Origin of the sequence: Paracidobacterium acidisoli, assembly GCF_003428625.2 — a bacterium.
In the GTDB taxonomy this organism is placed as follows: Bacteria; Acidobacteriota; Terriglobia; order Terriglobales; family Acidobacteriaceae; genus Paracidobacterium; species Paracidobacterium acidisoli.
Genome location: NZ_QVQT02000004.1, coordinates 401,743 through 416,245, shown reverse-complemented (window position 1 = coordinate 416,245; position 14,503 = coordinate 401,743). Strand labels below are relative to the sequence as shown.

The 14,503-nt window shown below is 59.4% G+C and carries 15 protein-coding genes; 5 read left to right on the top strand and 10 right to left on the bottom strand.

Going from position 1 to position 14,503, the window contains the following annotated elements; all coding sequences use genetic code 11:
- Positions 1–44 precede the first annotated feature (44 nt).
- The 8 genes from D0Y96_RS12850 to hisI are packed head-to-tail and all read right to left on the bottom strand — an operon-like array spanning position 45 to position 6,252.
- Positions 45–728 carry a 1-(5-phosphoribosyl)-5-[(5-phosphoribosylamino)methylideneamino]imidazole-4-carboxamide isomerase gene (locus D0Y96_RS12850; protein WP_117300473.1) on the bottom strand — a complete coding sequence of 228 codons (684 nt, stop codon included), beginning with the start codon at positions 726–728 and terminating at the stop codon, positions 45–47.
- Positions 722–1,483 (bottom strand): imidazole glycerol phosphate synthase subunit HisF, encoded by a 762-nt coding sequence (hisF, locus tag D0Y96_RS12845; protein ID WP_117300471.1) that lies wholly within the window; start codon positions 1,481–1,483, stop codon positions 722–724. The genes D0Y96_RS12850 and hisF overlap by 7 nt, the downstream gene beginning before the upstream one ends.
- Positions 1,477–2,085, bottom strand: a complete 609-nt coding sequence (gene hisH / locus D0Y96_RS12840; RefSeq protein ID WP_252263739.1) for an imidazole glycerol phosphate synthase subunit HisH — start codon at positions 2,083–2,085, stop codon at positions 1,477–1,479. The genes hisF and hisH overlap by 7 nt, the downstream gene beginning before the upstream one ends.
- The gene (gene hisB / locus D0Y96_RS12835) at positions 2,085–2,687 is read right to left on the bottom strand and encodes an imidazoleglycerol-phosphate dehydratase HisB (RefSeq protein ID WP_117300469.1); all 603 of its coding nucleotides are present in this window, start codon (positions 2,685–2,687) and stop codon (positions 2,085–2,087) included. The genes hisH and hisB overlap by 1 nt, the downstream gene beginning before the upstream one ends.
- Complete coding sequence (hisC, locus tag D0Y96_RS12830; RefSeq protein ID WP_117300467.1) at positions 2,684–3,778, bottom strand: histidinol-phosphate transaminase; 1,095 nt, start codon at positions 3,776–3,778, stop codon at positions 2,684–2,686. The genes hisB and hisC overlap by 4 nt, the downstream gene beginning before the upstream one ends.
- On the bottom strand, positions 3,771–5,027 hold the full coding sequence (gene hisD, locus D0Y96_RS12825; RefSeq protein ID WP_117300465.1) for a histidinol dehydrogenase: 1,257 nt from the start codon (positions 5,025–5,027) through the stop codon (positions 3,771–3,773). Before hisD ends, hisC begins: the two co-directional genes overlap by 8 nt.
- Positions 5,024–5,899 carry an ATP phosphoribosyltransferase gene (hisG, locus tag D0Y96_RS12820; RefSeq protein ID WP_117300463.1) on the bottom strand — a complete coding sequence of 292 codons (876 nt, stop codon included), beginning with the start codon at positions 5,897–5,899 and terminating at the stop codon, positions 5,024–5,026. Before hisG ends, hisD begins: the two co-directional genes overlap by 4 nt.
- Positions 5,896–6,252, bottom strand: coding sequence for a phosphoribosyl-AMP cyclohydrolase (gene hisI, locus D0Y96_RS12815; protein ID WP_117300461.1), 357 nt, complete (start codon positions 6,250–6,252; stop codon positions 5,896–5,898). Before hisI ends, hisG begins: the two co-directional genes overlap by 4 nt.
- Positions 6,253–6,907: 655 nt before the next feature.
- On the opposite strand from hisI, the gene miaA reads away from it, so the two are divergent.
- From miaA to D0Y96_RS12795, 4 genes are all read left to right on the top strand, one after another.
- Positions 6,908–7,867 carry a tRNA (adenosine(37)-N6)-dimethylallyltransferase MiaA gene (gene miaA, locus D0Y96_RS12810; protein ID WP_117300459.1) on the top strand — a complete coding sequence of 320 codons (960 nt, stop codon included), beginning with the start codon at positions 6,908–6,910 and terminating at the stop codon, positions 7,865–7,867.
- Between the two features lie 128 nt (positions 7,868–7,995).
- The gene (locus D0Y96_RS12805) at positions 7,996–8,736 is read left to right on the top strand and encodes an SDR family NAD(P)-dependent oxidoreductase (RefSeq protein ID WP_199480281.1); all 741 of its coding nucleotides are present in this window, start codon (positions 7,996–7,998) and stop codon (positions 8,734–8,736) included.
- 138 nt (positions 8,737–8,874) lie between these two features.
- Complete coding sequence (locus tag D0Y96_RS12800; protein ID WP_117300455.1) at positions 8,875–9,468, top strand: TetR/AcrR family transcriptional regulator; 594 nt, start codon at positions 8,875–8,877, stop codon at positions 9,466–9,468.
- A 4-nt stretch (positions 9,469–9,472) separates the two neighbouring features.
- Positions 9,473–10,990 carry a hypothetical protein gene (locus D0Y96_RS12795; RefSeq protein WP_117300453.1) on the top strand — a complete coding sequence of 506 codons (1,518 nt, stop codon included), beginning with the start codon at positions 9,473–9,475 and terminating at the stop codon, positions 10,988–10,990.
- A gap of 22 nt (positions 10,991–11,012) precedes the next feature.
- On the opposite strand, the gene D0Y96_RS12790 is transcribed toward D0Y96_RS12795, so the two are convergent.
- Both D0Y96_RS12790 and D0Y96_RS12785 read right to left on the bottom strand, forming a co-directional pair.
- Positions 11,013–11,948 (bottom strand): lipo-invert putative C-terminal anchoring domain-containing protein, encoded by a 936-nt coding sequence (locus D0Y96_RS12790; protein WP_158562371.1) that lies wholly within the window; start codon positions 11,946–11,948, stop codon positions 11,013–11,015.
- Between the two features lie 314 nt (positions 11,949–12,262).
- Positions 12,263–13,075, bottom strand: a complete 813-nt coding sequence (locus D0Y96_RS12785) for a hypothetical protein (RefSeq protein ID WP_117300449.1) — start codon at positions 13,073–13,075, stop codon at positions 12,263–12,265.
- Positions 13,076–13,206: 131 nt separating this feature from the next.
- Between D0Y96_RS12785 and D0Y96_RS12780 the strand changes: the two genes are divergently transcribed.
- Positions 13,207–14,424 (top strand): glycine C-acetyltransferase, encoded by a 1,218-nt coding sequence (locus tag D0Y96_RS12780; RefSeq protein WP_117300447.1) that lies wholly within the window; start codon positions 13,207–13,209, stop codon positions 14,422–14,424.
- Positions 14,425–14,503 lie beyond the last annotated feature (79 nt).

The window sequence follows — 14,503 nt, the reverse complement described above, 5'->3', positions numbered from 1 at the left end:
GGCTTTTATCGTGGTGGGCATTCTTTATCGACGCCGCGAGCAGGTCAGGTAGCCAGCAGGCCGGAGTACACGGCCATACCTGCAACCGCGTCGACATCAATCGCTTCCAGCGCATCGATCTCTGCCTGTTCGCGAATGCCTCCGGCGACAATCAACTGCCGCTGGGTCAGAGCGCGCAGCTCCCGCGCCACCGGCAGTGGAAACCCCTGCATTGTGCCCTCTGTATCCACATGCGTATACAGAAATGCACTGCAATATGGCTCAAGTGCGGTAATCGCCTGTTCCGGCGTTACCTCTGTTTGCTCTTTCCAGCCACGGATGGCAACCTTACCGCCCTTTGTATCGATACTGGCGACGACTCGTTCCGCGGTCAAAACCGCAGACAGAGATGCTGCCATTTCCGTATCCACAGGCAAAACAGCATCGGCGCGAAATAACACCGATCCAAAGATCACGCGTTTCGCTCCCGCATCGATCAGTCTCTGCGCCTGTTCCGCCGTTCGGATGCCGCCGCCCACCTGACAGGGCAGCCGCCGCGCGATCTGCTCGATCAGCACCGTGTTCTCTCCCTGCCGCATCGCTGCGTCCAGATCAATAAGCTGAACGAGGGGATATGAGGAGAACCGTTCGATCCAGTAATCGAAATCGTCGAAGGCGAGCTTCAGCTTTTCACCACGCACCAGCTGCACAATACGTCCGCCCATCAGATCAATTGAAGGAATTAACATGGCAGCCTCACTGGAACTCCATCCTTTGCCAGCTCTTCCTTCAGCATGCGCGCATCCGATATCCCAAAGTGGAAGATACTTGCTGCAAGCGCCGCGTCGGCCCTGCCCTCGCGGAAGACCTGCGTAAAGTGCGCGGCGTTACCCGCACCGCCGGAAGCAATCACTGGAATCTGCACAGCTTCGCCTACCATGGCGGTGATCTCACAATCGAAACCGGCACGGGTGCCGTCTGCATCCATGGAGGTCAGCAGAATCTCGCCGGCACCGCGATCCTCGGCTTCACGTGCCCACTCCACCACTCCACGACCTGTCGGCTTTCGTCCGCCTTCAATATAGACTTCGGCGCTTTCTCCTTTGCGGCGCGCATCGATAGCAACGATCACGGCCTGCGCGCCGAACTTCGCTCCGATCTCACCAATCAGAGCGGGACGGGCTAAAGCGGCAGAGTTGATGCTGACCTTATCCGCTCCGGCATCGAAGACTGCTCCGGCATCATCCGCGGTGCGAATGCCTCCGCCGACGGTGAATGGAACGAAAAGGCGCTGTGCAGTGCGGCGCACCGTATCGATAAGCGTGCCGCGGCGCTCGTGCGTTGCGGTGATATCGAGCAGCACAATCTCATCCGCACCCGCTGCTGCGTGCCGCGCTGCCAGCTCCGCCGGGTCGCCGGCATCTACCAGATCCACGAACTGTACGCCCTTGACTACGCGGCCAGCGTTTACATCCAGACAGGCAATAATGCGCTTCGTCAGCATGCCAGCCTCACAAAGTTCTCCAGCAAGTGCAGACCTGCCGCGCCTGATTTTTCGGGATGGAACTGTACGCCCATCACGTTTCCGCGCTCCACTGCAGCGGTGAATGGTTCATCATAATTTGTCACAGCGGCAGTCTCGTTGATTACGGGAGCGCGATAAGAGTGAGTGAAATATACGAAGCTTCCATCTTCGATTCCGGCAAAGAGCTGCGATCCTTCACGAATTGCGAGTGAATTCCATCCGACATGTGGAACTTTTTTCCCGGGGGCAAAACGATCGCAAAGCTGTGGAAACGTGCTCAGTCCTTCATACCCCGGCGCTTCCGTACTTCCTGCAAACAGCCACTGCAGTCCCACGCAGATTCCGAGGAAAGGTGCTCCGGCGCGAATCCGCTCCTCGATTGCCTCTTTCAGCCCGTGCTCCGCCAGGAATGAAGTCGCCGCAAAGTGCCCGACACCGGGGAGGACGATCTTCACCGCTCGGCGGACAACATCTGGATCTTCGGTGAGTACTGCTTTGGCTCCAGCCACATGGAGTGCCTTCATCACCGACGTGAGGTTACCCGCTTTATAGTCGACGACAGCGATCACACCAGCACCCATTACAGCAATCCTTTGGTGCTGGGCAGCATCTCACCAAGCTGCGGATCACGCGAGCACGCCACGCGCAGCGCTCGTGCGAAGGCCTTGAACAGTGCCTCGACCTTGTGATGATTTGAACGGCCGTACATCGTCTTTACATGCACATTTGCCCGTGCGCCTCGCGAAAACCCTTCAAAGAAATCGTCTACCAGCTCCGACTGCAGATCGCCTACCAGACGCGTCTTCACCTTCGTATCAATCACCGATGCCACGCGGCCACTGAGATCGACAGCAGCGATACCCAGCGTCTCGTCCATCGTCATCAGGAAATATCCCGCGCGCAGAATGCCGCGCTTATCGCCCAATGCCTTATCGAAGGCCTCGCCCAGCGCGATCCCCACATCTTCCACAGTGTGATGCTGGTCTACATCCAAGTCACCTTTGCAGGTCAACTCCAGGTCGAAGGCACCATGGCGCGTAAACAATTCGAGCATGTGATCGAAAAATCTGATCCCCGTCGATACCTTGTAACGGCCCGCTCCCTCGATCGTCAGCTTCAGAGAAATCTGGGTCTCCGCTGTTTTGCGATCGATAGAGCCCGTTCGTTTTGCTGCCTTTTTCATGCTTCGCCTTTCATCCAGCCTATTTCTCGCAGCGATTCCTCAAGCGCCGCTATGCCCAGCTCGGTATGTTCGCGCGTTCCTACCGTGATACGCACACACCCGTCACAGCCAGGATCGCTCGATCGATCCCGCACCAGCACATTGCGTCTGCGCATCGCTGCGGCAAACTCCTGATGCTTTGAACCAATATTTGCGAGGACAAAATTTGCACGCGACGGCCAGTACGGCACATCCAGTCGCGTCAGTGCAGATTCGAACAGGGTGCGGGAGGCCAAGACTTCGCTGACATACCAGTCAAGGTACGCACTGTCTTCGATCGCCGACGGCAGGCAGGCCAGCGCCAGCGCGTTCACGCTGTATGGCGAAATGGCGCGCCGCATCCACTGCATCTGCTCTTCCGCGGCAGCCAGCACACCCAGGCGAAGCCCGGCGAGTCCATAAGCCTTTGAAAAGGTACGCGCGACAATTACATTTGGCACGCGGCCGACCAGATCCATCGCGGTTTCGCCAAAGAAATGGAAGTATGCTTCGTCCAACAGCACTGCCGCGTGGGGGGCAGCCTCAATCACGGCGAGCAGATCCTCGCGGCGCACAGCCTGCCCCGTCGGGCTATTGGGATTCGCAATCGCAATCAGCCTCGTCGCCGGAGTAATGGAATCGAGCACCTGCTGCACGGGAAACGCAAAGTCATTACCAGCCTGGACCCGCAACACACGCGTTTCTGTCCCCGATGCATAGACTTCATACATGGAATACGTCGGGACAGGCAGCAGCAACTCACTGCCGGCATCGAGATACGTCTGGCACAGCACATGAATGGCTTCATCCACGCCGTTCGTCAGCAGGACCTGCGCTGGCTCCAGCCCAAGATGTTTCGCCACCAGCCTCTCCACCGGCTCACGCTCAGGATATTTCGTCAGATCCGCGCGCGAAATATGTCCAAGCGTTTCCAGCACGCGCGGCGAGCAGGCAAAGGTATTTTCATTGAAGTCCAGCCGCAGGCCGCTGCGATCGCCTAACGGCGGGTGGTATTCCTTCATGCGCCGCACGGTCGAGGAAAGTATCGGCCCTGCTGCTTTTACCTCAGCCATCGATCCCCCTTGCGCGAATCGCTTCCGCATGGCCCATCAGACCTTCGGCCTTCGCCAATACGATCCCGGCAGGCCCGAGCCGCTTTATCCCTTCCGCGCTGTATTGCTGTACTGTAATCAGCTTCACAAAATCCATCACGCTCAGGCCTCCGCGCAGCCGCGCCAGGCCGCTGGTCGGCAGCGTATGGTTTGGTCCGGAGACGTAATCGCCAAGCGGCTGAGCCGACAAGTGCCCGACGAACACTGATCCGGCATTGCGTACCCATGCAAGATCTGCTTCACTGTCGATCGTCAGATGCTCCGGAGCGATCCGGTTTGTCATTTCACGCGCCTCTTCCGGCGTTTTAGTGATAACGACTGTGCCATTTCGCGCTATCGCTTCAGCCGCGATCTTATTGCTCCGGACTCTTTGCCTGACCTCGATCGCCACTGCCTTTGCCAGCTCTGCATTGCTGGTCAGAAGGATCGCCACCGCGTCCGGGTCATGCTCTGCCTGTGCAATCAGATCTGCCGCAATCGCGACTGCGTCGCCGGCTTCGCTGGTCACGACGATCTCTGTCGGCCCGGCCAGCATGTCGATGCCGCAATCGAAGGCCACGAGCTTCTTTGCCGCCGTCACGTAGGCATTACCGGGACCAACAATTTTGTCTACCCGTGGCAGGCTCTCCGTTCCATAGGCCAATGCCGCCACAGCCTGCGCACCGCCCACGCGATAGAATTCCGTCACACCCAGCAGGTGCGCGGCTGCCAGCGTCTCCCGCGCCGGCCGCGGTGACACTGCGGCAATTCTCGGCACCCCGGCAACCTGCGCCGGGATCGCAGTCATCAACAACGTGGAAGGCAACGGATAGCGGCCGCTCGGCACGTAGCAGCCCACCGCATCGAGCGGCTTTACGCGCTGCCCGGTCATTACGCCCGGAGCGGGACGCATATCCCAGTCGCGCGGGCGCTGCCGCTCAGCAAAGGCGCGGATATTTTTGGCCGCCGTCTTCAGCGCCGCTCTGACTTCAGCTGAACCGGCCTCCCATGCGGCACGCATCTCGTCTTCTGAGACTCGTAACGGCACCTGCGACGAAATGCCGTCGAGCTTTGTGCGGTGCCGCAGCAGTGCCGCATCGCCACCGCGACGCACACTGTCGACGATGCGCCGGGCCACAGGCATTGCGCGCTCATAGCCCGCATTGCGGCGGTCGGTGAGCGCATCCAGGCGCTCCCGAGCCGCACTGCTTCCGCTGCGCAGCAGCTTCACAGCACCACCTTGTTCAACGGATATTCCACGATTCCAGTCGCCTGTGCCGCTTTCAGGCGCGGAATCACGTCACGCACCACGCTCTCTTCGAGAATCGTGTTGACCGCGACCCACTTCGAATCGCTCAGCTCCGAAATGGTCGGCGAGTTGAGTGCAGGCAGCACCGACAGCACCGTCGGCAGGTTCTCCTTCGACACATTCAGCATCAGCCCAACCTGACCCTGAGCGGCAATCGCGCCCTTCAGCATCAGCGCCAGACTGTCGATTTTCTGCTTCTTCCACTCGTCTTTATAGGCCGTGCGATTGGCAATCAGCCGCGTTTCGCTTTCCAGCACCGTTTCGATAATGCGCAGGCGATTGGCCCGCAACGAGCTCCCCGTCTCGGTCACTTCCACAATGGCGTCGGCCAGTGTGGGCGGCTTTACTTCCGTCGCGCCCCAGCTGAATTCCACCTTGACCGGGACATTCTTCTGCGCAAAATAGCGCTTCGTTACTTCCACCAATTCTGTCGCGATGATCTTCCCGCTCAGATCCTCGGCGCGCTGATAAGGAGAATCTTCCGGGACAGCCAGCACCCAGCGCACGCCTTTACGGCTTTGCTTGGAATACACAAGGCTGGTCACGCTCTCGACATCCAGACCACTTTCGATTACCCAATCGATGCCGGTCAGGCCCGTATCCAGCACGCCGTGATCGACATAGCGCGCCATCTCCTGCGCGCGAATCAACATGCACTCAATCTCCGGATCGTCGATGGTCGGAAAATAGGAGCGGCCATTGGCGTAGATGCGCCAACCGGCACGCTCAAACAGAGCTATCGTTGCGTCCTGCAGGCTGCCCTTGGGAATGCCGAGACGGATTTTCTGGCTCATGCCTGCACCTCCGCTGCCGGTGCCTGCAGCGCAATCGGGCGCGTAAAACAGCTCACAGTACCCTCGTGGCACACCAGGCCATCCCCTTCCACCTCGACACGAAAGAGCAGGGTATCCTGGTCACAGTCGGTCAGCGCTTCCACCACACGCAGACGATTTCCACTGGTTTCGCCCTTCATCCACAACTTCTGCCGGGTGCGGCTCCAGAATGTGACGAAGCCGGTTTCGAGCGTTTTGCGATAGCTTTCCTCATTCAGAAAGCCGGTCATCAGCACCTGGCCGGTCCGTGCGTGCTGCACGATGCCTGGCGTCAGTCCATCCATCTTTGCGAAGTCGATCCTGATCTCGGTCATCTCCCACTATCCTTTTGCGAATTGCCTGAAAATGCAAAAAGCCCGCCAGTGCTGTTCGCGCCGGCAGGCTCTGCGAAATCCTCGAATTGGCTGTTGCTATCTCGGGCTGCAGAAGTTCGCTGGCACGTTCATCACGTGATGATGGTGGTGATGGCGGTGGTGCATGCGAATCTGCATCTGTCAGCAACGTTATCCGCTCTGCCTTTCGCCTGTCAACTCCCTGACAACAGAGGAAAAGAGACCGATGTGCGAAATCCGCATATTTAACTGCGCTTCTATAGTGTACCTACGATGAAGCGCCAGCCCGTTTAAAGGTATTCTCCGCTCACCCGTCTGTGTTATCAGATTATCCTCAAAAGTATTTCCAAAGCGGCTGGAGTGCTATTCGCTGAATTCATTCTGTGCGTAATTCTGTGTGTATCGCGAATACATGTGCGCAGAACAGAGCACTGGCTCGCGACAGTAAGTTTGAGGCCGGCCGCTCCGAGGAGCCTGCATTTCTCGGCTTATTACTGCATGGCTGGCGGAAACTTTTCATCCCTGCTGTTTTCTCGTTGTGTCCGGGCCTGAGGCAAACCCTCAGGCCCGCGTGACCTTCAGGAAACCTTTTTGTCCAGCTTTGTCTTTGTTAGCCTGAAACCGGCGACATAATTCCATGGATAGACCTCTCGTCGTCCTGCTCGGACCCACGGCCAGCGGCAAGACAGCACTTTCTCTGAATCTGGCCAGACATTTCAATGGAGAGATCGTCAGCTGTGATTCGGTTGCCGTCTACCGCGAGATGGAAAACGGTACTGCCAAGCCCACTCTTGCCGAACGCCAGAGCGTGCCGCATCACCTGATCGATATCTATGCCCCGGACGAGCACTCCACCGCCGGCGACTATAGCCGGCTGGCGCGTGAGGCCATTGCCGACATTACCAGCCGGGGAAGACTGCCTGTCGTCACCGGAGGGACGGGCCTTTATCTTCGCGCGCTTCTCGACGGTCTCTTCGCGGGACCGCAGCGCTCCGTGGAAATCCGATTCCGACTTCAGCACAGTGCTGAACGTCGGGGCGCCGGATGGCTGCATCGACTGCTGATGCGCCTTGACGCGAAAGCCGCGCAGCGCATCCACGCAAACGATACGCCGAAGCTCATTCGCGCCATTGAAGTCTGTCTCGCCGGGCGTGAGCCAATCACCGAGGCGTGGCAGGCAGGGCGCGATCCACTGACCGGCTATCGTATTCTTCGCATCGGTCTCAATCCTCCAAGACGACAGCTCTACGAGCGCATCAATACACGCGCCGCACAGATGTTTTCCGCTGAATTTTCCGGCGGACTGATCGAAGAAACCCGCAGCCTCGTTGCCCGATATGGCGACGCGCCCCGCGCCTTTGATTCCCTCGGCTATCGCCAGGCGCGGGCCGTTCTGCGCGGCGAACTCTCTCTTTCCGATGCCATCTCCCACGCGCAGCAGGGTCATCGCAATTACGCAAAACGCCAGCTGACCTGGTTCCGCAAAGAGCCCGATGTTCACTGGTTTCAGGGCTTCGGCGATAATCTTTTAATAGCCGGACAAATCATGGAGTGGCTTGCCTCCGAGCTCGAAGCCCCTGATAGCTCACCAGCCTAAGCCGGAGAAATCTGTTTCTTTGCGGCACGCTGCGTAATTTTTATGTTAAAAAGCTACCGATCGGTAGGAAATATCTGAATCCCGCGTGCACCCACCCCACATCTCATACGCAACAGGAGGCCATTTCCATGGCAGACAAAGTCGCTCTCATTACCGGAGCTAATCGCGGACTGGGTTTTGAAACCGCCCGCCAGCTGGGACAAAAAGGTGTTACCGTCGTGCTCGCCGCACGGCAGCGAGGGGCCGCTGAAGAGGCTGCGGCAAAGCTGAAGGCGGAAGGCATCGACGCCTATGGCATTCAGCTCGACGTCACCAAAGCTTCTGACCGTACCGCGGCTGCGGACTGGTTCAGCAGGCAATTCGGCAAGCTCGATATCCTCATCAACAATGCGGGCATCGCAGCCGTCGGCGAAAGCGATTTGTTCAAGCCCACCGTGAGCGAAACGCCGGAGGCAGAGCTGCAGGGCGTTTATGAGACCAACGTATTTTCCGTCGTTCTGCTTACGCATGCGCTGCTGCCGCTGCTGAAGAAGAGTCCCGCAGGACGCATCGTTAACCTTTCCAGTATTCTCGGCTCCCTTACGCTGCACGCCGATCCGTCCAGCCCTATTTATTCCTTCAAGAAGTTTGCCTATAACTCCTCGAAGACCGCGCTCAACGCGTGGACCGTTCATCTTGCCTGGGAGCTGCGGGATACCCCGATCAAGGTCACTTCTGTGCACCCTGGCTGGGTCAAGACCGACATGGGTACAGATGCCGCACCGATGGAAATTCCTGAGGGCGCACAGACCAGTGTTGCTGCGGCACTGCTGGCTGCGGATGCGCCGAGCGGCCGTTTTATTCATCTTGGTGAGGAACTGCCCTGGTAAGAATTTTCAGCCTGTGAAAAAGGGGCTGCCGCTGGCTGCAGCAGCCTCGTTCTCACGCTGGTAGTTTTTCCCGGTTACGAATAGCCTCGGAAAGAGCGAGATTGTTTTTCCCAGGCGGCTGAATCGCTGAAGGGCCTCATGAGCAAAGGCGCTGAAACGCGGCAGAGAATCATCGAAAAATCCGCGCAGCTCTTCAATCGCAAAGGGTACGAAGGCTGTTCCATGCAGGACATCGTGGAAGCAACCGGCCTAGAAAAAGCCAGTATTTACCGGTACTTTCCCACCAAAGAGCTGCTTGCCGCCGAGGCTTTCGACTATGCGTGGCAGGATACCTGTCTGAGACGGAGCCATCGCCTCACCAAAATCGCCAACAGTGTCGACAGACTGAAGCTGCATATCGAGAACTTCATATCAGCACCATCCTTTCCCGGCGGCTGCCCGCTGCTCAATACGGCGCTCGACAACGATGACGACGGCAGCCCTGTGCTCCGCGCCCGCGCGCGCCGCGCGCTGCAAAACTGGCAGAATCTGCTCGGTGGCATTCTTACCGAGGGCAGGGAAAAGGGAGAGATCGAGGACAGGATCGACCCCGACGAGGCCGCTTCGCTGATCATCTCGCTGCTTGAAGGGGCAGCTGCCATCAGCCGGATGGAGAAGCGTCATCGCGCCCTGCGTGCTGCCCGTGAGCATCTTGATGCGTGGCTTGAATCCAGTGTCCGGCGGAGAGCATAGCCGATTGCCATCGCCGCTCTCTAAACCCTCAGCCGCGCTGCCGCTTTTTTCATGGAGCCGGATTCTTCGGCTTCTGCCGCTCACTGTTATCGTTCTGTTTCTCTCCGGATATCATCCCTTCGCCGACGATGCCGACATTTATGTAGCCGGCATTCGCAGGCTGCTCGACCCTACGCTCTACCCTGCCGATGCCGCCTTTGTGCTGGCCCACACGCATCTGTCGATCTTTGCGCACGGCATGGCTGCCTTCGTGCGCCTCAGCTATATCCCGCTGCCGTGGGTGCTTCTCGCCGCGCACCTCGCATCCATCTTTTTATTTCTGCTCGCCTGCTTCCAGCTCGCTTCACGGCTTTTCGCCACTCCGGCGCAAAGGTTCGGCGCAGTCATCATGGCGGCCGCCTGCTTTACGCTGCCTGTCGCCGGAACGGCGCTTGTGCTGATGGACCCGTATGTGACGGCGCGCTCCTTTTCAACGCCCTGCGGCCTCTTTGCCGTTGCCGCCTGCCTCGACTGCGCGTGGCTGCGCATGGCATGCTTCGCTGCACTGGCGGCGCTGCTGCATCCGCTTATGGCAGCGTTCCTCATTGCCTTCCTGATTCTGCAAGTCCTGGTGCAGGCTGGCAGAATGAGCCTGGCCGCTCTCGTTGCAATCGGGGGCGTTGCCGCCTTCGCTGCCGCGTTTTTTCTGGCTCTCGGCGTATCGCATCATGCGCCCACGAGCGCAGCCTGGCGTCAGGCGACGCTGCTGCCCAGTCATACTTATCTGCTTCTCGCCCGATGGCGATGGTATGAAATCCTCGGTCTCGTTCTGCCCCTGCTGCTGTTTGCATGGGCGGCCTGGAGGTTCAGGCGATCCGCTGCCATTGGTGGGCTCTCGATCAGCTGTCTGCTCACCGGTTCCGCCAGCCTGATCGTTGCTGCTCTTTTCGTTCCGGCTTCCGGACCCTATCTGCTGGCCCCGCTTCAGCCTTTACGCAGCTTCCACCTCATCTACGCCCTTGGCGTTTTGCTTCTCGGCGGGGCGGCTGGCTGGCTTATTCCACACACCCGATGGGCGGCGCTCTGCTTTCTCATCCCTGCTATCGCGCTGTCTCTGGGACAGCATCAGACGTACGGCAGCTCCAATTTCGTCGAATGGCCCTTTACAGCGCCTTCCAGCCCCTGGCAGCAGGCCTTTCTCTGGATCGGCGGTCATACCCCGCACGATGCCGTCTTCGCCTTCAATCCCCGTCTGGTCTACCTTCCGGGAGAAGATGCACAGGGCTTCCGCGCCATTACCGGCCGCGACCATCTCGCCGACGACAAGGATGGCGGAGTGGTTGTGGTCTTTCCGCACCTGGCTGCCCGCTGGGCACAGGAGAGAGCGGCCCAGACCGGAATCGACCTGATGAGCGATGCCGAACGGCTGCCCAAACTGCGCTCGCACGGCGTTACGTGGCTGCTGCTTGCACCCGGCGCCGTCACGTCGTTTCCATGCCCATACAAAAACGCGGCAGTCGCTGTCTGCGAACTGCCGCACTGATTTCCCGGATTTTTCCAGCGGATTACTTAACTGTCAGGGTAATGTTCAGCGGAGTTGCGTTTTGCACGCTGGTTCCGTTTGATGAATAGGCCGCTACGACTACCGTGTAGGTTCCAGCCGGGGTACCACTGTTCGGCGAGGGAGGCCGGTGGTTGTACCAGTACCGCGCCGCGCATCCGCTTGTTCCCAGCACGCCTGCGCCCAGCAGCAGGACAATACCCAGCACCCGGAAACTCCCGAAGTTCTTTCGGCGCAATGCTCCGAGCCCGGCCAGCGCCAGTATGCCCGGAATCAGGATGGCGTAGGCAATGCCTGACGTGCTTTTACCAAAGCCGGGCAGATCCTGCATGGCACCTGAGGGGGCCTCAGTGCTGATCTGCAGCGTACTGGTCACCGATTGACCAGCGCCGCTGGCCGTTGGTGTCACCGGCGTTGTATTGAAATTGCACGTGGACTCAGCCGGCAGGCTCGAGCAGGAGAGATTTACAGCCTGCGAAAAGCCGTTTGACGAGGTAATCGTGAGGATGGTGGTTCCGAAATCACCAGGCGACACCGAAAGCGAGGTGGGGCTGCCGGTCACTGAGAAGGAAGGAGTTGTGCTTGCGGGCGCGGGGGTAACCGAGGCACTGGCCGAGGAGGCCGCATAGCTTCCGGCAGGATGATAGACCGCCGTCACGCTGCTGATCCCCTGCGGCAACTGGTCCAAAGCCAGAGAGGCTACGCCGTTCTGCACGAACGCCGAGCCAACCGAGCCCTTTGCCGTCTCGAAGCTTATAGAGCCTTCCGACAGCGAGCCACCCATTGCATCACCTACATGGGCGGTCAGAACTGTCTTTGTCGCGCCGTTGTCGCTTTCTGTTGAAGCAGAAAGCTGCGTACGGGTCGTTGTCTGCCCCCACACCGGAGCAGCGACAGCCATGGCCAGCACGGCCACACCGGCGGGAAATCCAAAATTCATGGCCAGGCGGCGCATCCGTCTGCCCAACTTCTGCCCGGACAACCGCAAAGGCAAGTGCAAAGACAACTGCAAATTCATTCGTCCCGTTACTCTGCTCTCTCGAAACATCAGGCGGCTGCGTCTGTGCCACCAGAAAACCATTGTATCTGAGCCGGGGCAAACTCCTCGCCAGGAAGGCACACTCCGCTCGGACAATTGAAAAAGAATCGGCTTTCACCATAGCGGAAAGCCTACAAATCGATGCAGAATGTCCTCTTTCAGCGCCGATTAGCGATTGAACATAAATACCCGCCGCCAGGTGGCTGTGTACGGCGCTATTGCAGCTGGATCGGCTGCGAGAGCCGGAATCGAACGATCGATTCCGCTGGAAGATTGATATCGCGGTTGCCGGTAAAGGCTGCACCCAGCGTTCCGGCGCCCGCTCCGCTCAGGCCACCAACCACCAGGCCAACGCCGCCGGTAGCTACCCCTCCGATGAGCATGCCGAGGCCGGAGCCTCCGCCGATAAACGCCGCTGTCCGCCTGCCTTTGCCTTTTTTCGTGCGCATCAGGCTGCGGGTGTCGATCTGATAGTGCCGGCCATTCACGTCGAGACCGGTGAGGGTAAGCTGCAGAATCGAGCGCCCTTTGAAGTGTCCGCGCCGATGCGAGCGCAGCACCACACCTTCTGCCTGCGAGCCGGCAGGAATGGCCGTAAGCCCGTTCACCACTATCGGATGAACGATGGTGCCGGAGAATTTGTCACCCGCCTGAGAGGTCTTGACGCTGATGTGCTGGTCGAGACGAATGCTCAGCTCGGTTTCATCAGGAACAACGACGCCGGCAGCCACCGGCGACGGCTTCTGCCCGGCGTCACGCTGCTGCAACGGCGGCGTGTAAGGGGCGTTCCCCGCAGGGGCGGCCACCGGAGCGGCAGAGTTTGCGGACTGGCCATTTGCCGGTTGGCTGGGCTGGCTGGTGGATGCGGGCGGGGACGCGGCTGGCAGACCCGAAGCCGGGGTACTTTGAGCCGGCGTGGACGGCTGCTCGCTGGCAGCGGTGTGGCCTGCATGTCTCCCGCAACCGGCGGCCAGCAATATTGCCATCATTGCCACCGTCACACTCCATCCTGCTGCTTTTTTCAGCATTAGCTTCGTTCATCCTTTCATCTCGCACAGTCCGACTTTTGGGATGCAGCTGGGGACCGGTTCGCTGCCCGAGCCGCCCGGTTCGCGTTACGATGCTGAGTTAGTCATTTTTCTTTTGAGGCCGATTCGTTATGACTACCGCGCTTTCCGCCCGTCCGCAGCTTCGACACCTGACCGCGCAGCTCGATGAGCTGAAGCGGAAGGGCACGTACTTTCACCTGCGTGTGCTGAACGGGGTGCAGGAACCGGTTTCGGTCTACGACGGGAAGCAGGTCATCAACCTCGCGTCGAATAACTACCTCGGCTTCTGCAATCACCCGAAGCTGCGCGAGGCGGCGATCCAGGCGATCAAAGACTACGGCGTCGGGCCGGGAGCGGTCCGAACCATCGCCGGAACGATGAAGATCCACATGGAGCTGGAGGAAAAGATTGCCCGCTTCAAGAATGTCGAAGCCTGCGTGGTCTTCCAGAGCGGGTTTACGGCGAATGCGGGAACGGTCTCGTCGATTCTGGGCAAAGACGACTTCATCCTCTCCGATGAGCTGAACCACGCCTCGATCATCGACGGAGCGCGGCTCTCGCGGGCGAAGATCAAGGTCTTCCGGCACAAAGACGTCGACCACGCTGAGGAACTGTTGAAGGAAGTGGCGAATGAGCCGGGGCGAAAACTGATCATTACCGACGGCGTCTTTTCGATGGACGGGGATATCGGACCGGTCGACAAGCTGGCTGACCTGGCGGACAAGTACGGCGCCATCATGATGGTCGATGACGCGCATGCCTCAGGCGTGCTGGGGCGGAACGGACGGGGCAGCATCGATCACTTTAACTGCCACGGGCGCGTGGATATCCAGGTGGGGACGCTGTCGAAGGCGATCGGAGCGATCGGAGGCTATGTCTGCGGATCGAAGGACCTGATCGATTACCTCTGCCACCGGGCGCGGCCGTTTCTCTTCTCTACCTCGCATCCGCCGTCGGTGACGGCGACCTGTATTGCGGCCTTCGACCTGCTGGAGTCGGAACCGGAGCGCATCGAGCGGCTGTGGGACAACACGCGCTACTTCAAGGGCGAGCTGGGCCGGCTGGGATTCAACATTGGCGGGGTGACCACCCCTGCGAGCGAAACGCCGATTACGCCGATCATCATCGGCGATGGGCGGCTGACGATGGACTTCTCGCGGGCGCTGTTCGACGCGGGACTGATGGCGACCGGCATCGCCTTCCCCACCGTGGCCGAGGGCAAGGCGCGCATTCGCACGATCATGACCAGCGAGCATACCCGTCCGCAGATCGACCAGGCACTGGAGATTCTCGAAAAAACCGCGAAGAAGATAGGGATTTCGGGCTGATCCAGACCGCCTGCTGCTGAATTGTTCCGGCCAGCCGAAAATCAGGCAGATACGGACTATTCATACATCCAGCAGAATG